Source organism: Sphingobium sp. YBL2 (assembly GCF_000943805.1).
Lineage (GTDB): Bacteria > Pseudomonadota > Alphaproteobacteria > Sphingomonadales > Sphingomonadaceae > Sphingobium > Sphingobium fuliginis.
The window spans coordinates 2,646,321-2,669,469 of sequence record NZ_CP010954.1; the positions used below are offsets into that span (position 1 = coordinate 2,646,321).

A 23,149-nucleotide genomic window follows, 5' to 3' on the forward strand; every position below is an offset into this window, starting at 1 on the left:
ATGTGAAGCTGCTGGAGGTGGAGGCCAAGAAGGGCCAGCTTCCGTGTGCCCGTGTCGAGATCGCCAAGCAGATGAAGGGCGGCGTGTCGCGCCAGTCGGTCTGGGTCTATGACGGGACCGAACTGACCGAGGATCGATCAGGCCTCCGGCGGACGGACAATCTATACCGGATACCGCATCGGCATCATCGAGAAGATGCGAGGTGGCGGGTCGATGCAATTGATCGTGCCCGGCGCTGGTCGCGCGATGCGCGCAAGCGCTCCGAGATATGCCGCGCCCCGGCGAAGCACGCGTCACTTTCGAGCTGGCCGAGATGCTGATAGGGCGAGAAGAGGTAACCCCGGAGGTCGGGACTTCACAGCCGCAACGCCTTGCTGTCACGCACCTCGACGTCCCCGATCTTTTGGGCGGGTTACAGAACCGCACCGAATTGCCGCGCAAGGCGCTGGCCGACATCCTTGTTCAGTCCGGTCGATTGGCGGACGCGGCGGTGAACCCGTCCGCCTTCGTCGACGCGGTGACAGCGATCATCCAGGCGGGCAAACGGCTGATGATGACGAACGGCATCATCTACAAGCCGCTGGACGAATGGTGGGCCCAGGACCTGTTCGCGCCCGAAGACCATGTGTCGGTCGATCACTGGTCTCGGTCGAGCACGCGCCGCTCGATCACATCGTCACGGACTTGAACATTGAGGCCGAGCTCGCCAAGGCGCTCGACATCAGCGGCGCGATAAAGGTGTTCGCCAAGCTTGCGCTGGGCTTCAAGATTCACCACGCCGTTGGGCACGTATAATCCAGACTGGGCCATCGTCCGCCAGTATGATGGTCGAGAAGACGTCTATCTGGTCAGTGAGAGCAAGGGCGACCTGAACACACTCCGCGAAGCCGAGAAGGCGCAGATCGCTTGCGGCAAGGCCCTCTTCAAGGCGCTGGACGTACCCTTCGTGACCGCGATCAACCTCGACGGAATTCTCGCGCAGATTTAGCGGCTGCTCGAATGCTGGGGCGAAGTACACTAAGTATCAGCTTTGATGCCGGGCTTCGCCTCGGGGTAGTGCGAAAAACCGCTTTGATCGCGAGAATGTGTCACGCTGGGTTTGCGCACCACGTTTCGATTTCGGATTCCCGCCAAGCAGTGCAATTGTTAGAGATCTGGATTTGCGACGGAAATGACCCTGCCGCAATCTTGTTATACAGTGTGGATCTCTTTAGACCTGTCCGACGTAGCACCTCTGGAAGCCGAAGTAAGCTCGAGCTGGATCTGCTGGTCTGATCGACTGGTCTCAATGAAGTTGCAAATGAAAGGCATATGGGAAGGATGGCGGCAATCAGGTGCTGCCGCTCCTTACTAGGAAGGTGTTCTAGAGATTGCATCAGGTTCGAAATCAGTCCGCCGAGTTTATCCAAATCGACTGGGCGCTCGGGGGCTTCTCCGAGAGCGGCTTTCCAATCGGTATTTAGGACGTGCGGGTTGGTCATACCCAACCCTAGGCTTTCTCGTCCTCTCCTTGGAGGTAGACGATTTGAAATTTAATCCAATCCTGTAGTCGGGCAGGAGGTCTATCTCGTGAACTCCTGCTAAGCTCAGCTTGTTATCCAGAGGGACTGTTTCTCGATTTACAGCGCTTTTCATTGGATAGCCTCGCTTTGCATCCCTAAGCAGGGATATGCCCGCCACGTTGCCGTCATGATCGTGCGAGTTCATTTGCGATGACAGATGACAAGCCTTGCCATCGGAATCGAACGCCGTGCCGGCTTGGCGATCCTCAAGAATCAACGTTCTCATGACAAAAAGTATCGTCTTGGCCCCGTTGTGCCGTTTGGCTGGGAGATCCTCTTTAAGCCATTCCCGGAACGCCAACTCACGATGGCTGGGATTTGGAGACGTCAGCTGCCTTTTTCTTTTAGAGAGGTTTACGAGTCGCAATGCTGCAAAAGCTACTTGGATCCCGGCGCTTATGCCAAAAAAGTAGGTTGATGCCGCTGTGCTTTTGAAGTTTTCATTATCCACCTTAGATGGGCGCTTGAATTCTGGATCATTTTTGGCTCGATCGATGATGTCTTTAATCTCACCAAACGTTTGGTAGAGTTCGTCATTCAGCCTCCCAAAATTGCCATCTTCGTCCTTTTGGGAGATTCCTTTTGATTTAACGACGCCTTTGGCAAAATTTAGGTTAAATTTCGATGCGAGTATGGGAGGGCGACCCTGTATTAGTGGAAGATTATTGGCTTTAAAGTGGTTTTGACGATAGCGATAAACATAGGCGTCGGCAATGTCGGACATGAGGTCTAATATAGCCCGCTCTGTCATTTCGGTGTAATCAAAGGGTAAGAATTGTCCGGCATCCAAAACTACAGCCCGTGCTGCGAGAACCTGAATTTCAAACATTGAATAAAGCACAAGCACATCTGCGATACATGCTTGCGCGCGGGATAAATCGGTACTTCCGAGATGCAGAGTCGCTAAATATTCCAAAGGCTCATCGAGGTGTCCGCTGATGACATCGAAAAAAAGACTCGGATTCTGTTTACGCATCTCGACAAGATCTGACGCTAGTCTGCTCGTTTCGATCTTCAGAGCGCCCGCAAGAAGAAGGCGGGCTTCTTGATGAGGGCGGACGCAAAGCATGTGATCCAAAAGGCCGGTGATCTCATCTTGATTTTTGTCTTCGAGGCCCAAGGCGAATTCTCGTGGCATGCGGATGCGATGGTCCATCAGGTGTCCGATGGGCAAGCTTGCGAGATCTTCTTCAGTAAATAGACGGCCGAGATACGTTTGCCGGTCCATGTCATGCGTTTGAGCGCTCAGAACAAAATCCCGCGCCAGGGACCTCAAAATCCCCATGTCCACGGGTCCGTTCCCAAAACCGCTTCTGACGAAATTCGAGGGATCTTCAAACATATGGTCTGGCTCCGGTGAACTGGCCCGGAGCGCTGTGGATGAAGACCCTAAAGTTCTGATTAAAAGCCGGATCGTATACCAATCGAAGACGTCGTTAGCTGTGTACGAACGTCCTTATCGAGCCGCAGTGGTTCGGTTTAGATGAGGACGTAAAGATGACTAACGATGAAGCGGAACTAGGTACGGAAGTTGCGCGTGAACTGCTCGCAGATCGCGAGTTGCTTGCCGCGCCGCAGGTAGCGGCCGCCCGGTTCGTGAAGGCTCTACTGGCGGCGAACCCTCGGGTGAAACTGCCGGCGATTGTTGCCAACCAGAAGGCCAGAGATTGGATGGAGGCTGCGCGTGTTACGCCGTCGATCCTCCGTGAGGCGCTGGCCGCTGGTCGCAAGGAGTTAAAATCGGTTAGCGCTGAAACCGCGCTTAAAAGGCCGAAGAAGAGCAAGAAGTATGCGCCCATCGATGCCGAGCCGGTCTCGACGCGGAATGCGCGGCAGCAAACCGCTTTGGGAACTCCAGTCCCGTCCAGGGCGAGCAGCGCTCACAGTGTCGCGGCTCCCAAGCCAGCACCTCGTGCTGATCTCTATAGTGATGTGATGGTGCCGAACTAATCCTTCCTGCCCAAGCCTTGCATCAAAATGGCGGGCGGCTGGATCGTGTCATCTGCCCGCAACTCTTCGAAATTACGCCCAACAGGACTCAAATCATGACGATGATTATCGATCAAAATGCTGACTTTCGCCGTGAGCCTCATGCTCTTGAAATGCCCTTGGTGATCTTCGTCACCGGCGACAAGGGAGGGACGGGTAAGTCGTCCAACACCTTAAACCTTGTGCGTCTGTCTCGCACCGACCAGCCTCAGGCTCCTTTGCCGAAATTACGTTGAAAGCTCAGGCGAGCGCAAACTAGCCGGCCGATAACCCGCACCGGCATAGATTGAAGAACTGCCGCTAGGCGCTCTGCGCTTTCCGTCACCGGCGCTCAGCAACTCACAAGCGGTTACTATCGAAAAATTTCTCTGGAGTGCCCGTTATGTCCGCAAAGACAGGATCAATCTGCCCGGAATTTCCGCCGCTCGCAACTTCACCGCCTCTGCCCATCATTGTCGTCAATGGTGACAAAGGCGGCATCGGCAAGTCTCTCATCGCCCGTATTTTGGCCGCATTTCTCCGGTCAGCCGGTTACCTCGTCGTCGGTTTCGATTGCGATGCGCGCAATGCGCATTTGGATCGCTACTATCGTAGCGTCATGCCGGTAACGCGGGCTTATCTTCGCCATACGGATGGTTGGGGATTGCTTCTTGATGGGTGGGAGAATTCCCCTTCAAATGCCGCGCTCCTTGTCGATATGCCAGGAAATGTTGGCGACGCGCTGGAGCGCGAGATGCACCGGGTAAATCGGGCCGCAGCAAAGCTCAATCGCGATATTTTGCATGTTTGGGTGATTGATGAGGAGGAAGACGTAATCACCCTGTTGAATCGCGTCAAAGATTTCGCGCCTCCAGAGAAAACGCTAATCGTGATGAATGGGCGGTTCGGCGATAGCCCTCGCTCATTCGTGCTGTGGCACGAGTCCGAACTGCGCGAAGAAATGCTTGCGGCCGGCGCGTCGGAGACCTTCATTCCGGCGCTGCAAATTCGGCCTCGTACGAAGATCGCCCGCGCACGTTGCCCGTTCGATGATTTGTCGATGTTGACCCTGAGCGTATCCGAACAGGTCGATTTTGAGCTGTGGTGGGACGACGTCATTCGAGCCTTTCGTCCGTTTTGCATTCAGTCGGGGTTGATCCTATGAGGCAACTTGTCGAACAGATGTATCGTGATCTATTGGAGCGCGAAGCAAGTTCCGAAGATTACGTCAGAATGGAAAAATTCCTCCGACGGCTTCCTGCGGGAATGCGGGATTCGCCGGGGGTTCTTGCTGAGATAATCTTCCGGTTAGAACATATCCGCCAAATTGATGAAGTCGTACAGAGGGCCTCATTCGAGGCGCAACAGACCGTTCATCGAGACCTACCAAAACGAGTTGAGAAGGCAGCGGAAACTGCCTTCTATACCTTCCGCGATCTGATGCCAGTCGATAGTCAGGACGCGATGGCGCGCCTGTATCGCTGGGGCGCGTTTTGGATGCTGTTTGTTTTGATCTTCGGCCTCGTCACTGGTGGGGCCAGCACCAAATGGTGGCTCTCGCGTCCTGAAGTACGCCAGCACGCAATCTCGGAAATCAACTTCAATCACTGCATTGATGCCGTCTTCGGAGCAGCAGCGGTCAAACAGCGCAATGTCGCCGAAGCTGCAGATTACGCCGTGGAACAGTTCCGCAGCGACTCTCGCCTTTGTGCGGCGGAATACGCCGACCGCCTCGCAAATCAGTAATTGAAGGCCCGTCAGTTCAACGATGTTGTGCTGACAGGCTCTCCCCTCCGCCTTCGGCTCCGTCCGCAGATAGCTGCGGGTTTAAGTTTAGTGTGCTTTCAAATTAACGTGGGAGGAAATTAGCCAGGGCTGGCCAACGTATACCGCGCATCGGCGCGGAGACGTCAGCTTTGTCGCGTGGTCGCTCTGGCGCTGCCGTTGACGTGGCCGGACCTGGCCGGGGAGGAGCGTTGCCCTCCCCTGGACCCCTCCCTCCAAGACTTTTCGAAACCCTTGTTTCTGGAGAAAATGAAATGACCCATCGCTCAGGCAGCGAGGTTCGTGTGCGCACCGTCGTGCTTCCCACGCGCTGGTCACCTGCCGAATATGACCTCCTCCAGGAGATCGCAGAACATTCGGACATCTCAACTGCTGAAGTGCTCCGCCGTTTGGTGCGGCAATCGCATCCCCAGCTCATTCCTTCGCGTCAGTTGGTTCATGATGTCCGGCGTATCGGCCAGAACATCAACCAGATTGCGCGTCATGCGAATACCGCGCGCTCCGTCGAACTCGTGGGTGAGCTGCAAGCCGCCTATGCCGACCTGCTCGACGCCATCCGCAGGATGCTTGCGTCGTGATCCCCTCAATCACATGGGGCCGAAACTTTTCGGGCCTGGAAATATATCTTACCTACAATCGCGATCACGAGATCCTCGATCTGCGTGAGGTTTCTTCACTCGGGAATGCATCTGCTGAAATGACCTTGGTCGCCGAGCAGGCGCCCAGGGCCAAAGCGGTCGTGATGCACATTTCGCTTTCCGCGGCCGTCGAAGACGGGGAGTTGTCTGACGCGACATGGAAGCAGATCATTGATGATCTGCTCGACGAATTCGGCCTTCACGGCCACCAGCTAGTTGCCGTCCGCCACCGCGATAAGCAGTATGACCATATCCACCTCATGATCTGCACCGTGTCGCCTTTAACTCTTAAAACACCTCCGAAGCAGGCTTTCCTCGCGCCGCACGCGCGTCGCAAAGGGGTTGCATCTTTCGCCCTCAAGAAGACTGAGGTTGAGCAGTTGCCCGTGGCGGATGTCGTGTGGCGTTCGTTCAATCAGTTTGCACTGTTTCGGCTTCAAGACCTGTGCAGGACGATCGAGAAGCGGCTCGAACTGCGCCAATTGCGTACCCACCTCGAGATGGAGTTGGCACGCGAAATCGGGCCGTCGCGTCGGACCAAAGCTGCCCATGAACATCGGCAGGCCCGAACTGGTGAGCGGTCTTTGCTTGAAAGGGCTGATGACATCCGTGCCGCTCTGGACCTTCAGACGTGGCACCAAGCTGGCCGGGCTCTCGCCGCCATCGGTGTCGGCTTCGAGGCTGCTTTGCGCAAAAGCAAAAAGACAGGGGCGAGGATCGTTGGCCTGACGCTGTTCGATCTGCGGAGCGTCAACAATCGAATCAAGGCCTCCGATTTGGATACCGCGGAGCGCCGATATGGGTTGCTTCAAATTGAAAAGCGCCGCCCTGCGGACGCTATCACCTTTGAGCGGTGGTGGCCTGAAAATACCGACTATCTGCGCGCCTGCCCGGAGATGAAGGTCGAAGAGGTGCGACCAGACCGGACAGAATTTAATCTATACCGGACGCAGCATTTCGAGGCGCGCCGAATTGCGCGTCTCGAGCGGGAGAAGCTGAAACGCGCGCACCGGGCAAGGCGGAAGGCTCTGTCTGAGCGGTTGACCAAACAGCGCAAGGAGGAAACTGCACGTCTCCCTTCGTCGCAAAGGCGATCGTTCAGCGTTGCGTTCACGAAGAACGTGCGATTGCCTCAACTCAACGCGCTGGATGAGGAACATCAGACGCAAATAGGCAAGCTTCGACTACCGCGCTTGTTGAGCTACGCGCTTTTCATACCGCATCACGTGCCCGAAAAAACCGTGGTCAAGCATAATGATCCGGTGTTCTACGAAATGCCCGCTCACAAACCGATCACGAAGGAAGCTGCTGTGGAGCGTTCAGCGATTGCCCCTCGGCGCACCCAATCGAAGGCAGAGCCTGAGATCGACACTGACGCCGACATCGATCGTCAACTGGCCTGGATTGCGCAACAATCAGGCCGTTCGCGTTGACATTGTGAGAGAGCCAGGGCGCGCCGTCTTGATGAGCGGATTTGCGAACCTGCTTACAGACATGCGACCGTTATTGTCGCAGACTGTTGTACAGCTTGGCTCGTCTAAAAGGCGTGGAAAGTTAACAAGAAAATCGTAGCTCCAACGAGCCGATAGCGTTAGCTGGACGCGGAAAATGGGGGGCTGATTTGCAAGAAGCGGAGTTTAAGGCTTGGCTTGCCGAGCGGGGAGCAAATACTGAAAGCGGTCGAAACACTCGTGCCCATGCGGTTCGGACCATCGAGAATAACCTGTCTGCGTTAGGCTCTCCTCATTCGGATCTCGCCGACGCCTGGCAGGCGGACAAATTTGTACATTTACGTCAGCGTCTGAAGGCAATGCAGGCCGACTTCCAAAACGGCGGCAGTGATTTCAAGATACTCATGCCGCAGTCTGAGAGGCCGCTAAATCGATTGGCTAGCTGGCGCTCCTGGCTGGGCCAGTACGGGCAGTTTTTGGGAGGGGCGGTACTGGGCGATCGGTACGCCGACGCCATCCGATTGCATGTCCTTGAAAACTACATTGAGCCGGCACGTGAGCGCGAAGAGGATAGCGTTGAGGTCCTGGTACGCGACGTCAACGCGGCTCTCGGCCTGAAGGAGGCTTGGCCGAACATCTGCCAGGCTCTTGCCGGCCGCAAGTTTCGCGAAATGGCTGATGTGAGACTGGCTGAGCGTGTCGGCGCGAATATCAGCCCGGCAACGGTCTTGCGTTTTGATCTCGCGGCAAATGACGGTGACATCGAAGGGGAATTGCGTCAGCGATACGGCGTCCCGCTTGTGGATACCGCTAAGATTCTGGCATTTGGCCTGCCAGATGGGCGTCAGCTTGCCTGGGAGCGCACGGTCTCGGTAGCTCAAATTTGGATTGAAGACAGTGTCGATCGAGAGTCTTGCCCGCTTCCTATTCACCGCACGTACCTTCCCACTCAGGCGCGGCATTCTAATCTACCGCCTCGGCTGAAACATAGGGCGGCAAATGGACACAGGCCGCGACCCGTTTTGATCGTTCGCCCGGCGGATGCAATGCAGATTGTTGAACTGCTCGATTGGTATGACGATGCCGGCCCTTATGTCGATCGTGACTGGCTGGATCGGTTGCGTTCTGAATTTCTTGAGCGCCATCCCGGGTTTGTAAGCTTCGAGGACGGCGCCAGCTATGCGTCCAATGAGGGCAGCAAAAGACGCAATCTGGTAGAATATGCACAAGCTTTGGTAGGTCAGCTCACGGGCGAAGCGAAGGATGAGCCGTCCTTAGGCTCATCGTTGCTCGACCTGCTCGTCGGCAAAGCCGGGGTGCCATGCGAGCTTCTTGATTGGCGGGTGATCAATATTGTCCAAGCGCTTCGGACTGACAATCCAGGAGTGGTGGAGCAAGCAGCTGAGGATCTCGCTCAGGCCGGGGACGACGTTGCCGGAGTCATGGCTTTCGTCGGCGCTACGTGGCCGCTGATGCTGCCTCATGCGCAAGCAAATCCTTATGCCGAAAGCCGGACGATATCGACCATGCTTCGCGCGTTGATCGCTCCCGAAGGAATGTTTGGCATCCGATCCACCCCCACTGACAATGCATGTTGGATGCTAACCGGGAGCCCCGCTTTCGAACCAAACCCATTGAGCGAAGGTGAGTTGGCTGGCGTTATGCGCCTTGTCCGCACAGTGGAACGTCTCATGCGCGACGAGTGGCAATGGGCGCCTCGCGACCTCTGGGATGTTCAGGGATTTGTTTGGGAAACCTGTCAGAAGCGACTACCAGAACCGGCAGCGGAGGTCAGCGTGATGACCGATGAAAAGCCAATCTGGCTCGTGACATCTCGCGATGGCGAGGCTGACGGGTTCGCCAGCTTCGTGGAGCGTGGGACATGGCATCTGCTCTACGATAGCGACAGCAAATATAATCATATGGTTCGCGAGATGCAGCCGGGCGATAGGATCGTCTTGCGAGACTATCTGCCAAACCAGCGGAATGCGCCATTCGAGACAAACGGTAAACCGGTCAGCGCCATGCGGATAAGGGCTACCGGTATCGTGAGGGGTGATGGCGAAGACGGTTGTCAGGTTCAGGTGGATTGGACCCCGTTGCCCGAACCTTTGCTGTGGTGGCTTTACACCAACAATGACACGATCTGGCGGCTCCCACTTGAGCGTGAGGCGGCGCGTAAGCTCGCGGCGTTCATTTTTGAAGGCGAAGCACAAGATATCGCCTGGTTTCTGAATCTACCTTTCTGGCGTGACCGCCTCAACGCGTCGCAGGATGATAATATGATGCTCAATCCGACCAATCTCATTCTCTACGGACCTCCCGGCACGGGGAAGACCTACTCTACGGCCCGGGAGGCCGTGCGCTTGTGCGTTGGTTCGGCCGATTTTGCGGAAACGGCGGAGGGGCGGGCTGCTCTCATGGCTCGCTATCGGCAGCTCGAAGCGGAGAAACGCATTGCGTTCGTCACCTTCCATCAGGCCTACGATTATGAAAATTTCGTGGAAGGTTTGCGGCCTGACGAGGATGCCGAAGAACAGGGAGCTGGTTTCCGGCTAAAGCCGTATCCCGGCATTCTACGGGAGATTTGTGCGCTCGCTGAACATGCCCGAAAAAAGGCGGAAGCAGGCGAATCGGGTCGGGCGATCGATCTTTCCATCTGCCGATTCTGGAAGATGGGCTTGGGCGCTATTCGCCAGGAGGAGGAAGTTTACGAGGCGGCGCTTAAGGACGAATACATCGCTTTGGGTTGGGGGAGAGCGGAAGATTGGAGCGATGACCGCTTCTCGACCGTAGAGGCGATCAAGTCCCATTGGTTGTCGCTGTTTCCTGAAAGCCAAGAGCCCAGCAATTGGACCCAGACCCACCGTTTCCGCAATGATATGGCGATCGGTGATATCGTCATCGTTCCTTTCGGCAATAGCGCGTTTCGAGCCGTGGGGCAGATCGTAGGTGACTATGAGTTCATCCCTGAAGCCGAAGGGTATTTTGCCCACCGGCGCAAGGTGAAATGGCTCATGACAGCTGATGAGCCGCTGCCTCTTGACGTTATCATCGACGGCAATTTCACTATGCGCACCGTTTACGAGATACCTCGTAAGCGCATCAACATTCCTGCATTGAGCCGTCTGCTTAAGGCCGATGAAGAGCCGGGTGAGCGGCCGATCACTTTGACCAAGCCCGACGAATTTGTATTAGTCATTGATGAAATCAATCGGGCTAACATATCAAAGGTATTTGGAGAGCTGATCACACTCCTGGAGCCGGACAAACGGCTCGGCATGCCTAACGCTCTGACTGTACGACTGCCGTATTCGAAGGCAGAGTTCGGCGTGCCGGCGAACCTTCACGTCATTGGCACGATGAACACCGCTGACCGGTCTATTGCATTGCTCGATACTGCTCTCCGTCGCCGCTTTAAATTTCGCGAGATTGCCCCTAACCCCCAGCAGCTCAAGAATGCTGCAGCAGCAACGAACATGCCTCTCGTCGAGATATTGAGGACAATAAACGATCGCATTGAATATCTGGTCGATCGTGAGCACCGTATTGGGCATGCCTTTTTCATGGGCTGCAAAACGTCCGACGATGTTATCGATGTGATGCGCGATAAAATCATCCCGCTGCTCCAGGAATATTTCTTCGAAGACTGGAGCCGCGTTCGGATGGTGCTCGGGGATGGGTTCATTGGCCAGGAAGTGATCAAGGCTCCTCCGGGTATGGACGGTATGGATCGCGAGCGCTGGTTTGTCCGGGATTTCTACAGTGCTGAGCCGAAAATTTCGCTCTCGGATGCGTTTGCTCGTCTTCTGGGCAAAGGGGCAATTTTGTCAGCGGTCAACGAGGATGACGAGCCCGACGCGGAGAACGACGTCGCATGACGCATCTCCACGTGCCCGAGTGGGGACGAGTAGCAATCGGTCCAGATGGCTTTTCCCTGGCCCAGGCTGAGGCGCTGCTTTCTGCCGCTCGGGCACATCCGATGGGTGGAGAGGATGGGAGCGCCATCCTGACCGATCATCGTCACCACCTGCGGGCCAAACAGATGGTGGGCGTCATCGCCGCACCAGGTTGCAGCTTAGAAATCTTGCCGAAAGTCGATCCTGAGGCCGAACTGGGCGATCTCCCGACGGTTCGGTCCCGCCTGATTTCCTTGCTGGACTTGGCGCTGGGGCTGAACTTGGCGGACGGCGCTCAGGCCGCCATGGCTCATGGTGCGGAAAACCTGCTCGACATCTTGATCCGCCTTTTCGCGCAGCGGCTTCTAGCCCTGGCTCGCCGAGGCTTGCCCCGGGCCTATCAGGCTCGAGCTGAGGATCTTCCGACACTGCGGGGGAAGCTCAATATCGTCCGCCAGCTGACAGTTCATGTGGGCCGTCCGGATCGGCTCGCCTGTCGCTTCGATGTGCTGTCCAGCGACATACCGCTGATGCAGGTGATGAAAGCAGCCGTGGTCTTTCTTTCTCGGTTGGCCCGCGCGCACGACACGCGCCGACTGCTAGAAGAACTGCGCTTCGTTCTGGCAGATGTCGCAGATGTGCCTATTTCCGCACTCCCCTGGGAGAAAGTCAGGATCGATCGCACCAGCCAGCGGTGGGAAACTGTCTTTGCTTTGGCGAAATTGCTGCTCAGGCGTGATTGGCAGGGAACGGCTTACGATCGTCGATCACACAACGGCATAACGCTGCTCTTTCCGATGAATGACCTATTCGAAGCAGCGGTCGCTGCCCTGCTACGACGGGCTTTGTCAGGAAGCGGCATCAGCGTCGTGGAGCAGGGAGGCCTTCGTCATTGCTTGGGCGAATGGACAAAAGATGAGGATTGTGAGGGCCACGTGTTCCAAACACGACCTGATATCCTTCTTCGCCGTGGAGGGAAGGATCTCGCCATTATCGACACCAAATGGAAATGCCTCGCCCAGGATGTTTCGGTCGCGAAGAGGGGGGTGGCTCAAGGTGATGTGTACCAGATGATGGCCTATTCGCGGCTCTATCGGTGCGATCGCCTGATGCTACTCTATCCCGCAGTCGCGGGGAGCGGAACAATCCTCAGCCGCCGCTTCGGCATAGCGGGGGGGCGAGAAATGCTGGCGCTCGGATTAGTTGATTTGACGGCGCAGATGAACCTCGTCCAAAACGAATTGAAAAAACTGATTTTCGACTTTCTGCCTCGTGAACTCGAGAGTGATCTGAAGTTGGCTACAGCATGATCTGTTTGCGTTCGGTGCGTTGCAACGTCCCCGCGCCAATCTGACCAGAACTTCCGCGGCGCAGGCCCGGCGCTCCTGCATCGTACTGGAAAGGCTGCCTGGCGGGACAAGAACTAAAATTTGCCGATGCGTAAGTAAATCAACTTTTCGGCAGTAGCTGTCTGTGTAACAGATCCGATGTTGGTTTTGTTGGCAGTCGAGAAGGGGGCATTCTGATTGATAGCTGCATCTCGTCAAAGCACCCGCTGGTTTGCGCCATTCACCCAAGCGCACGGAATTCGAGGCGAATGATGGTGCGACCATTTTTGTCGCTTGATCGTGCCACGCTGAAGCGCATGTCAAGAATCCATCAATTCAGCGCCAGCTGCCGTCAACCGTCGCTCCCGTACCCTGTATATGGGCGGAGCGTAATCTCGCTCAGATCTTCGTGATCGCTGGCTGCTGGGTAGCGCCACGGAGTTTTTGGCGCTTACAACCTAGCGGCCGCCCATCGGTGAAATCTCGCATCCGATGAATAATTGGCCTCAGAAACTCTTGAGTTGAAATTGCATGACCGCATTGAAGACCACGCCGCAGGCGACCATACAGCAGATCCAGACCTTGCTCTCGGAAAGTTACGGATCGGGATTCACGATCTTCAAGGAACTGATTCAAAACGCTGATGATGTTGGCGCTAGCAGGCTTCTCTTGGCGGGGCACGACGGCTTCCCTGATGCTAACAACGTGCTGCTGCGTGCGCCTGGGATCTTCGTCGCCAATGATGGTCCAGTGAGTTCGAGCAACTGGGAGGGGCTACAACTAGCTGCCGGTGGCAGTAAGGGTGGTGACGGGCAGGCAGTCGGCCGTTTCGGGTTGGGCCAGAAGGCGCTTTACCACCTGTGCGATGCATATCCCGTGTTCGCCCGGATCGATGGCGGTCCTCAGCCGACCACGATGATCCTCAATCCGTATGAGGAAATCGCTGAGGCCGATCACGCCCGCGCATGGAAGTCGCTTTCGGCGAAGGACGAAATGCTCTTGGCTGAGTGGGCCGATGGTCAGGGGATGGCGATGGGGCTCGTGCTTTACATCCCGTTGCGCACTGATACGCTGCGGCCCAGTTCTGACTCCCGGATTAGCCTGACCAGAGCGCAATGGAATCCTCGCGACGCATTGAAGGATATTGTAGATGGCGAGCAGCTCCACGCCACAATAAGTTGCCTGCGTCACCTCGCGCGGATCGACATCGAATGCCCGGGCGAAATTCCCTGGCGCGCCGAAGTCCAGCCGGGGGGCACGCGCCTCTCCGGCCCGGGCGATGACGCCCAGCGTCAGATGGAGGCTGCGTTTGGGGGGCGCTTCACTGTAAACGGGAAAGCGTGCGAGGTACATGGCGCCCAGCGCAGCCTCACCGACGGAACGGCTGTGACGCTGAGACAAGAAGATGACTGGCCCTCTGCTTGGACGTTGACCGGGTTGGACAAGGCGAAAGCCACGCCACATGGAGCTTCGATCATTTGCCGGCACCCGGTAGGTCCTGGTAAGTCCGCGCGGCTACGCATATGGCAGGGTGTCTATCTGCCACTCGGTGACCCGGCCAAGGACCGCAGTGTCGTACTTGGCGATCCCGCGCTGCCAGGAAATGAAAATGTCGACATCGTCGTCCACGGTGACTTCTTTGTGTCGAGCAATCGCGCGAGTATCCTTGTTAACGACGGTAACAGGGGGCAGGACGCGATCAAGCTTCGCTGGAACGAAGCCTTGCAGGCCGAAGCTTCGCTCCCCTGTGTGCTCGACGCGGTGGCTCAGGCGGTCCTCGGCATCAAAGCCAACAACGATCGCTATGAGCTGATTCGCGCTCTTGGTGAAAGTCGTTGGTGGGGGGAGAGGGCGAGAGCGATTTGCGGAGGTCGCGCGCTGGTGCGACGACTCGATGGGAGCGATAGCAACTGGCGCATTGAGAAGGCGACGCAGCTGCGCCCTATGCCTTCTTCCGAGGCAACTCGCCCGCGCCGCCTCACGGAGGCGTGGAAGGGCTTTCTTGATTGGTGCACAGCAAATGAGTTCGTGCTCGCGCAAGGCGTCACGCTCGGCGAAGCGCGCCCTGCGTGGGAGGATCGGGAGCTGGCCGAGTTGGTAGCCGGCTTCGCCCCAGCATCTCTATCGAGCAAGGATGCCGCCAATACATTGGTCGAAATTCTCGATTACAATGCCAGCACGAGTGGAGGCGAGATTGGTCCGTTGGCCCGGGCCGCAATGGCGAATGCGTTTCGGGCTGCGATGCACAATGGTACGAAGTTGGCGCCGATGGCCCAGCTCAGGCGACTGACTTTGCATTTGCCGCACGATCAGGTGCTCGTCCTCCCCAAGTCGGTAACCGATCCGGAGTTGCTCGCTCGCCTTGCAGAACTTCCAGACACATTGTGCATTCGCGCAGAATGGATAAGCGAGGAGCAGGCGAAGCAAACGCGTAGGCTTGCGCGTGACGAAGCAGTGTCGTTGCTGGCTGTGCTTGAACCGGTGACCCAGCGGCCAAGCCGTATCTTTGATCAGGCGCTCGCACTGATCGGACTTGTTTTGCAGAACGGCCCGACGCTTGCCGAACTAGCGCGCGACAGCAAGGCAGCATCGCTGAAGGTCATCCCCGTTGTGCGGGTTGATGATCGAGCAGACATCATGCTCTCCCCCGCGGAAGTTCTCGATCTCATGCGCGAGAAGCTGCTGTTCCACCACGGCCCCCACTCGCAGCTTGAAAAGCTTGCCAGCGCGATTGTTGAGCCGGTGATCTACCACTTGCGGCAGAATATCGCGCTCACCCCGCCGCCGGGCATGTCGCTGGCTTCGTCGAACACGGTATCCGACAAGGTCGCGGTACTGGGGAAAGTTCTGCAATTCGGGCCGATTTTAGCGCGGGTCGAACTGTTCAAGGAATTGCGCGAACATATGCCCGCACCGCTGATGCGGCGGCTGATAACGGGCGAACCGGGCCTACGTGATCAGGTCACGTTGGCGCGGCTTGTCGGCTTGCCTGTGGCACTGGGATCTCTCGTCCATAAATTGATGGCGGATGATGTCTCGATCCGTCTGCTTGACCCGGCCATCGCCGACAAGCTCGGCCACGAGGAGGCGCGCAAGACCGACATCGAGGATCTCGATCTGGCCTGGCTCGGTGAACAGCTGGTGCGCCGGCGCAGCTTCGTCGAGCCATTTAGCGAAAATCAGGCTGAAACTTTACTCACGTCGGGCCTCTCGAAAGAAGTCCTGATGCAATTGGCGTTGCACCGGGCGATGAATGAGGAGGGACTGCACCGCGCGGACACCCTGCTTCGAGGTGGGCTCAATGCCGTTCCCGTGACCATGCGAAGCCTCGTGCGGAATTTGGACCCTTGGCCTGATCCGCGCGCGTCTGCCGTGCAAAATGACCTGATAGTCGGATGGAGTCCGCAGCGCCAGGTTAGGCTCGCCCTAGACAGCGCCGAACCGCATCGGTTCTGCTCGGAGATAGCCGAGGTGCTGGGCAGTATCGCGTCACTCGAGGATTCGATGGATGCAAATCTGCGTGCACGGGATTGGTTGGCGGTGGATGGGCGCGGACGGGCGCCGCGCGATGTGCTCGACCTGCCGATCTGCGCTGCCGAAGCGTGGACCCAAGTGATGGCCGCACAGACCCCGGTCCTCCGCGAGCACTTGTCCCCCGAACTGCTTTCGGCGCTTGATCGCCATCGCCTCGTCGACGATCGAGCGACGGCTTTCCGCCGGGTGCTGCGCGACGCGGCCGAAAGCCGCCTGGCGGGGTTGATCGTCGATACGTTGAACGGGCGGGCGGATCTGACAAAGCTTGCGCACGCGCGCTGCGAGCTGGCCGAAGGCGCTTGGCCGATCGTTGCTAGCGCGCTGCGCAACTTTTCGGATGAAGAGGCGCTACGAGGGGTAATGGCCGGCATCCGCTTTGCCGACCCCGATCTCGATGCCGTCGTTGACCAACTCAATGCGCTGGCCAGAATCGCCGCGCGCGATGGTCAGGTCGGTGAGGCCGCCCGCAGGTTGTGGCGCGCCGGTTTCGAGAAGCATGCTCCAGACCTGCGTATCGAAACCGATTTTCTGCCCGCGGATCTGCTTGTGGAGAGCGAGGCCGGTCGTTTTGCGCGTGCCGACGAGTTGGCCCTCTCTGCTTCAGGTGTGGAATCGCGTGATCTGTTGGCACGGCAATGGCAGTTCGATGTGCCCGCCAATCATTCGCCAGCCGCACTTAGCAAAGAGGTAGCGAGCAGGCCGATCGGGGACATGGTTGAGGCGCTCTTCAAGCCGTTCCAACCTTTCCATGAACTGCACACTGCTGTGCTAATGGTTCTGGCCATGCTGGGGCGCGACAAGGGCATTCGCCGGGTCGCTAGCCAATTCATGGGCAATCCCGATTTCGACGACATATGTGCAGACCTTGATGAAAGATCGCGCCGACAGCTGGGCTTGTACGATCCGCTGGCCGACCACATGGCGCGCCTGCGCCTGGTCGTAGTTCCGGTGCAGGACGGCCGGGCGCTGGCTCTGTCAGCCGCGGGCACCATCGTGCTGGCTGCGGCCGAGCGTGAAGGCGCGTTGCTCTATGGCTGTTTAAAGGCGGGCGACGGGTCCCATAATTGGCAGCTGACGATGTCACCGATCGAACCGCGGGATCTAACCCACGCCACGAATCTACTGCGCGGTGCTGTGAAGAAGCTCGTCGAACCAATCGGTATGCGAATGCAAAATCAGTCTAGCGCGGTGCTGGCCCAGTTCGATGGCTACCTCGCTTCCGACCAAGCAACTCTTGACGAACTAATCGCCGACATCCGCGACGGCTTGGCCGAGCGGATCAAGAAGCTGACCCGCGGGACTTATCTCAAATCGGCATTAAGCCGCTACGACGACGACCGCAAACAGGGCCGCCACGAACAGGACGATACCGCTGCGCGGCAGCGCGCCAAGGACAATCTGTGGGCAGCGATCTCTCGCCCGGAGGCAGGCAAGGAATTGCTCGCGTCGGTCCGAGAGAAGATGTTGCGGCGCAACTACGCGCCATCGCGGACGCTGTTTGAGCTCTTCCAGAACGCGGTCGATGCGGCCCGTCAGAAAGGCCAGCCTTCCGACGTTCGCGTCGAGGCTGAACGCGACGAAACGGGCGCGATTTGCCACCTTCGCTTCATTCACTGGGGGCGGCCGGTCAACGTGCCGGGCGGCCCGCTGACGCCTGCCCGCTATGCGCGCGATCTCGATAATATGCTCGATCTGGACTCATCTGAGAAGGAAGCCGATCACGGCAAGCACGGCCTTGGCTTCAAGACGACCCACATGCTGAGCGACAATGTGGGTGTCGCGAGCGGGCGGCTGCGCTTTCGCATCAAAGGTGGGATGATCCCCGAAAAGTGGGAAGATGGCCGCGCTCTTCAGCAGTTGCATAACACCAAAGACGCGCCGGCGACAATCATCGATATGCCGATTTCCCCCGGTCTGGAGCATGCTGCCGCCGATGCGTGGAACTGCTTCGTTGAGGTCGCACCGTTCCTGCCCGTTACCGCGCCAGAAATCGGCGAAATGGTGATCAAGGACGGCGGCGAAACCCGTAGTGGCGAAGCCGCCGTCACTGAGGTCGCTCCAGGTATTGCTGCGGTCCAGTATGGCCACGATCAGCGCTCTTTGCGCCTTGATCTTGGCCGCCAGCATTATCTCTACGTCAAGCTCATCGCGGGTACGCCAGTGCCGTTCGCCAAGGGGTGGAGCCGGCTGTGGAACCTTGCTCCGCTGGATGGCGAGACGGTGAACGCCGCGTGGTTGATTGACGGCCGGTTTGAGATGGACCAGGGGCGACGCGGGCTCCATGGTCAGGGAGAAGATAAACGCCGCGCTATGCGCGCGCTTGGGGGGCCACTTGGTGATCGGCTAGTCGAACTTTTCCAGGGCTGGGACGAGATCGCGCCTATAGCTGGCCTGGCTGTCGATGGCCGTGACGATTTCTTCGCGCTCTTAATCGACCGTATGATCGACGACACGCGCGACCAACTTGCGCTCGAACTGCATGGGCGAGCTGGGCAGTCTCTTCAAGTTGACGCACTGCGGGGACTGGCTGCGCTCGTCGATGCATGTCCGGTGGTACCACTGTCCGGAGGCGGTCTGGTTTGCGCTGATGAGGTTGAGGGCGTCTATCGCAATACCCTAGAAGATCCCGTGACATTGCAGCGCGTTAGAGCTTGGGGCGATTATCTCGGTTTTCACAACCACGCGATAAACGCGGGGTGGGCCGCAAATCTAGAGGCACTCGGCTTCGACAAGGTGGCCGGGATCGATCTTGGCGTCCTCGCAGAGAGGCTGTTCTCCGGTGGGGGTGTTGATCCGTTTCGTGCTGCGGCGTTCGGCACGGTGTTCAATTCGAGCGAACGCCAGAATTGGCATCCTGAGGAGCGCCAGCGGGCGGAGCGCGCGTTGCGCGATGTTCTACTGCTGCCTGAGGACGGCAGCTATGTGCGTTCTAACCAGTTATTGTTCCCGCAAGACACACGCGAGACTCAGGAGGGCGAGACTGAGCGACAGCGCGCCGCCTTTGCGCCCGCCGCGGGCAGACTTAACTCTGACTATACGGGCAATGCGGTGGAATTTGCTCACCTCGTGCGCGCGCTGGCGGGCTATTCTCAGATCATCGTACGCAAATATCTCGCAACCGCTAATCAGGACTCAGCTCGCCTTTTTGCAGCCCTCACCTATTTGGCCGATCGCCCCAGCGAGATTGGTGGGATCGAATGGCTCTCCACCGTCGCCGACCTTCAATCTTTGAAAGAATATCGCCAGCTTAGCCGCCAGCAGCAGCTTTCGATCGAGGCCCGACTCGTCAACAACGGCGAAAATCCTACTTCTCCCCAATCGGCGTTCGATTTCGAGGATGATGTCGTACGCAGCGCCGAGGCAATCCTTCAAGACGTGGCCTCTTGGTGGGAGGAAAACCGCTTTGCCCTAGTTGCGCGGCATGATCGCCTCACATACGGCGAGCTCTGCGACCCGGCGGACCTCATCGATATGGATGACGTGGCCTGGTTCACGCTTCTCTCGCTCGGTTCGTTTCAGACGTTGGGCCGGATCACGCCTCAGCAGTCGCGTGGCTTCATTGAGCGCTGTGTAAACGAAGGGTGGTGGCGCGATCTCGCGACCATCGACGAAAGTGATCGCGAATTGAAGCCGTATGTCCAGCGATTGCTCGACTGGACAGAGATCGGCGCGGCAGACGACTATCTCATGTGGCGACGTTGCCTTGGCGATATGTGCATGATCGCGAGGCATCTTGAAACCTATCGTGAGATTTTTCTCAATCTACCACAGATGGTGCGCCAGCATGACGACCAACTGGCGCTCCGTGATTTGTTGCGCCCGTCCAGCAGCCACATCGTCGCCCGGATGGGGCTAGATGCCGCGCCGATCGCCCGGTCCCTCGGTATGGGCGCGAATTGGATCGTGCGTGAGCTGGCAAGGCGTGGCGTCTATGACGAGGATGATGCGGAAATCGTCCAACCCTTCGCGTGGAGCGCGCGGCTCCGAATCCGCCACTTTGCCAGTGCGATCCGCCTCGGCGATTTCGAATCCGGCATTGATGAGGGCCGGGCCTTGTATGACGCCGTGCTTGATGAAGTGGGAATCGACCTGCCCTTCGGAACAGACGGCGACTTGCCGCTAGAACTGCTCAATACCCGTGAACCCGGCCGCGGATGGTTGCCCGCCCGCACCCAAATTCTCGATGGAACCTGGATCGCCCCTGATCTCGATGAGGTGACGGAAAATGCTTGATGCCACCGATGCGCTAGCGCCAAATACCCCCGTTTCGCATCCGATACACGGTACGGGACAAGTCATTGCCGATACCGGTGCCACGGTAGTGGTTCGTTTCGGCGCGGAAATCCAACAGGTCCTGCGCTCCGAACTCGCCCTTGCCCGCTCGCTCGAACTTGCTCTGGGCGTCGGCCAGCTCGATGATAGCGCCGATGGCCTGCTGCGCGCCAGCGCACTGGCGATCCGTTCGGTCAACGACCAGTGGGGGGTGTTCTCGCGCTCGCGTGTGCAGCTACTTCCACACCAGCTCTGGGTCTGTCACAAGGTCAACCGGCAGTGGCCGTTCCGCTGGTTGGTCGCCGACGACGTGGGGCTCGGCAAGACAATCGAAGCGGGCCTGGTCCTCATGCCACTGGTGGCACGCGCACAGGTGCGCCGCCTGCTGATTCTCGCGCCCGCCAAATTGGTACCGCAGTGGCAGGCGCGACTGCGCCAGATGTTCGATCTCCGCCTGCAGATATACGACCGCGAGGTAGACAAGCCCGCTGCCGATTTCTGGGGAACGGCGCAGATGGTCGTTGCGTCGGTCCATACACTCAGGCGCGAGGTCGCTGAGGGGCGCGCCGAGGCCAGTCGCTTCCTTGATGCCGAGCCGTGGGACGCGGTCGTCGTCGATGAAGCGCATCACCTTCATGCCGACGAGAGAACAGGGGAGACGCTTTCGCTTGAGTTATTGAAGGAAATGGAGAGGAGACAGAAAATCCGGTCGCTGCTGCTGTTCACCGGCACGCCACACCGCGGGAAGGATCATGGTTTCTTGTCTCTGCTTAGTCTGCTCGACGCCGAACGGTTCGGGCCGGACAAGGACGTCGATGAGCAGCTCGCCGCGTTGCCCGACTTCATGATCCGCAACAACAAGGCTACAGTTACCGACCTCAAGGGCAACCGCCTGTTCACGCCGGTCACAGTCGAAACGCGCGACTATGCCTTCTCCGAAGCTGAGGCCAAGTTCTACGAAACACTGAGCGCCTTCATCATCGACGGCCGCGCCTATGCCTCTACACTCGATGGAAGAGCGCAGTCTGCCAGGATGCTGCTCCTAATTGCACTGCAGAAGCTCGCCGCATCCTCAATCGCGGCTATCCGTAGCGCGCTGATCAAGCGCCGGGCAAAGCTGGCGGCCGTGGCCAAGAATGCGAGAGTGGCACTCAGCATTCCCGAGGAGGCTGAAACGCTCGACGACCAGGCGATCCAGGTAGAGAACACCTTGGCGCAGATGCTGGTAGAGCTGATGGACGGCGAGGTCGCGCGTCTCGATGAACTGCTGGAACTCGCTGAGCCGATCGTGCACGAGCAGAAGATCGAGCGACTTGTCGGCCTGATCGACAAGGATTTGCCGGAAAACGAACCGGTCCTGCTGTTCACCGAATATAAGGCGACGCAGGCGATGGTCGTCGATGCATTGCACGATCGCTTTGGGCATGGATGCTGCGCCTTCATCAACGGCGACGGACGGCTCGACGACCTTTCGCTCGCTAATGGCAGCCGCGGCCCGCGCAGTTGGACTCGGGAGGCGGCCGCCGACGCATTCAACGGTGGGAAGGTGCGCTTCCTCGTATCGACGGAGGCCGCAGGAGAAGGCATCGACCTTCAGGAACGCTGCGCCACGCTCGTACATGTGGACATGCCATGGAACCCGATGCGGCTGCACCAGCGCGTTGGCCGTCTGTCGCGTTACGGTCAGAAGCGGCCAGTCCAAGTTTTCATCCTGCGAAATCCGGACACTGTCGAGGCTCGGATCTGGGATCTTCTCAATACCAAGCTGGAGCGCATACAGGCCGCACTCGACGTCGCAATGGACGAGCGCGAGGACATCAGCCAGCTGGTTGTAGGCATGAGCGGTCCGGCGACGATCGAGGCGATCTTTGCCGAAGGGCAGACGCGCGGGCGCGAAGGGCTGACTCAATGGTTCGATCAGCGTTCCGCCACGATTGGTGGGCGCGACGTCGTGGAGAGCGTTCGGAATATGCTTGGCAGCGTTAGCCGCTTCGATTTCGCACAAGTCGGGCGTAATCTCCCCCAAGTTGATCTGCCAGATCTCGAACGCTTTTTGAAACTCGAGCTTGAACGTCAGGGGCGGCGCGCCATGAGCCGCGCCGATGGATTAGAGGTGAACTCGCCCGATGCCTGGAGCAAGTCCGACTACGCTATCAGTAAGAAGTACACGGGCCTCGTGTTCGATCGCAACGCTCCGATCGACTCAAAGCAGGCTCCGACCAGATTGGTAGGCGTCGGCCATGCACTGTTCGACCGTGCTCTGCTGGAAAGTGAGAGGCGCGACGTGTTCCTCGCAACGTGCAACAGGCTTGATTCTCCGCTGCTTGTTGCCACGATTAGCGATGAAGTCACTGGCCAAGGCCAAACGGTCAGCCGCGTTGTAATCGGGGCGTGGCAGGATCCTGAGGGCAAGGTGCACATCCTTCGCGACTGGGAACTGTTACAGCGGTTGAACCGTCTTGGCCGATCGGATGCCGCGACAACTTCCCTGCAAAACGGAGGCGCGGCTCTGGCAACGCTCACCAAGGCCTTGCTGGCGCACGCCTATGAAGCAGCGCCAGGCATCGCAGAAGGCATGACCCGCCCGACCGTAAGAGGCGAAGTGTTGCTTGTCCCTGAGGAGATGGCAGATTGAGCGAACGCACTTTTCTCAACGGCTCCTAGCGTACGCACGTATCGGAAAGTGCCGACTGTGAGAACGAAAAGAGCCAG

General features: G+C 58.2%; 15 protein-coding genes. 13 read left to right on the plus strand and 2 right to left on the minus strand.

Features of this window, described 5'->3' with window-relative positions:
• The first annotated feature begins 2 nt into the window (after positions 1–2).
• The 3 genes from TZ53_RS12175 to TZ53_RS12185 all read left to right on the plus strand — a co-directional run bounded on the left by TZ53_RS12175 (position 3) and on the right by TZ53_RS12185 (position 988).
• A complete protein-coding gene (locus TZ53_RS12175) occupies positions 3–320 on the plus strand; it encodes a hypothetical protein (RefSeq protein ID WP_044661433.1) in 318 nt (105 codons plus the stop codon).
• Positions 269–688: a hypothetical protein gene (locus tag TZ53_RS26760; RefSeq protein WP_145902197.1), complete on the plus strand. Its 420-nt coding sequence runs from the start codon at positions 269–271 to the stop codon at positions 686–688. The genes TZ53_RS12175 and TZ53_RS26760 overlap by 52 nt, the downstream gene beginning before the upstream one ends.
• 93 nt (positions 689–781) lie before the next feature.
• A complete protein-coding gene (locus TZ53_RS12185; RefSeq protein ID WP_044661435.1) occupies positions 782–988 on the plus strand; it encodes a restriction endonuclease in 207 nt (68 codons plus the stop codon).
• Between the two features lie 100 nt (positions 989–1,088).
• Here TZ53_RS12185 and TZ53_RS27845 read toward each other — a convergent pair whose 3' ends face one another.
• Positions 1,089–1,481, minus strand: coding sequence for a helix-turn-helix transcriptional regulator (locus tag TZ53_RS27845; protein WP_335339083.1), 393 nt, complete (start codon positions 1,479–1,481; stop codon positions 1,089–1,091).
• The gene (locus TZ53_RS26765) at positions 1,402–2,904 is read right to left on the minus strand and encodes a hypothetical protein (RefSeq protein WP_145902198.1); all 1,503 of its coding nucleotides are present in this window, start codon (positions 2,902–2,904) and stop codon (positions 1,402–1,404) included. The genes TZ53_RS27845 and TZ53_RS26765 overlap by 80 nt, the downstream gene beginning before the upstream one ends.
• A gap of 155 nt (positions 2,905–3,059) precedes the next feature.
• Between TZ53_RS26765 and TZ53_RS12190 the strand changes: the two genes are divergently transcribed.
• The 10 genes from TZ53_RS12190 (at position 3,060) to TZ53_RS12235 (ending at position 23,072) form a co-directional block, all read left to right on the plus strand.
• Complete coding sequence (locus TZ53_RS12190) at positions 3,060–3,512, plus strand: hypothetical protein (RefSeq protein ID WP_044661436.1); 453 nt, start codon at positions 3,060–3,062, stop codon at positions 3,510–3,512.
• A 95-nt stretch (positions 3,513–3,607) separates the two neighbouring features.
• Positions 3,608–3,787 carry a hypothetical protein gene (locus TZ53_RS26770; protein ID WP_145902199.1) on the plus strand — a complete coding sequence of 60 codons (180 nt, stop codon included), beginning with the start codon at positions 3,608–3,610 and terminating at the stop codon, positions 3,785–3,787.
• Between the two features lie 146 nt (positions 3,788–3,933).
• On the plus strand, positions 3,934–4,695 hold the full coding sequence (locus TZ53_RS26775) for a nucleotide-binding protein (protein WP_062113495.1): 762 nt from the start codon (positions 3,934–3,936) through the stop codon (positions 4,693–4,695).
• Positions 4,692–5,276: a hypothetical protein gene (locus TZ53_RS12200; protein ID WP_044661438.1), complete on the plus strand. Its 585-nt coding sequence runs from the start codon at positions 4,692–4,694 to the stop codon at positions 5,274–5,276. The genes TZ53_RS26775 and TZ53_RS12200 overlap by 4 nt, the downstream gene beginning before the upstream one ends.
• Before the next feature lie 293 nt (positions 5,277–5,569).
• Positions 5,570–5,893: a plasmid mobilization protein gene (locus TZ53_RS12205; protein WP_044661439.1), complete on the plus strand. Its 324-nt coding sequence runs from the start codon at positions 5,570–5,572 to the stop codon at positions 5,891–5,893.
• A complete protein-coding gene (locus TZ53_RS12210) occupies positions 5,890–7,386 on the plus strand; it encodes a relaxase/mobilization nuclease domain-containing protein (RefSeq protein WP_062113497.1) in 1,497 nt (498 codons plus the stop codon). Before TZ53_RS12205 ends, TZ53_RS12210 begins: the two co-directional genes overlap by 4 nt.
• 188 nt (positions 7,387–7,574) lie before the next feature.
• Entirely contained in the window at positions 7,575–11,285 is a 3,711-nt protein-coding gene (locus TZ53_RS27365; protein WP_197565226.1) for an AAA family ATPase, read from the plus strand.
• Positions 11,282–12,613, plus strand: a complete 1,332-nt coding sequence (locus tag TZ53_RS12225) for an McrC family protein (protein WP_044661442.1) — start codon at positions 11,282–11,284, stop codon at positions 12,611–12,613. Before TZ53_RS27365 ends, TZ53_RS12225 begins: the two co-directional genes overlap by 4 nt.
• 549 nt (positions 12,614–13,162) lie before the next feature.
• The gene (locus tag TZ53_RS12230) at positions 13,163–20,398 is read left to right on the plus strand and encodes a sacsin N-terminal ATP-binding-like domain-containing protein (protein ID WP_062113506.1); all 7,236 of its coding nucleotides are present in this window, start codon (positions 13,163–13,165) and stop codon (positions 20,396–20,398) included.
• Complete coding sequence (locus TZ53_RS12235) at positions 20,391–23,072, plus strand: DEAD/DEAH box helicase (protein ID WP_083535797.1); 2,682 nt, start codon at positions 20,391–20,393, stop codon at positions 23,070–23,072. The genes TZ53_RS12230 and TZ53_RS12235 overlap by 8 nt, the downstream gene beginning before the upstream one ends.
• The last annotated feature ends 77 nt before the right edge of the window (positions 23,073–23,149 follow it).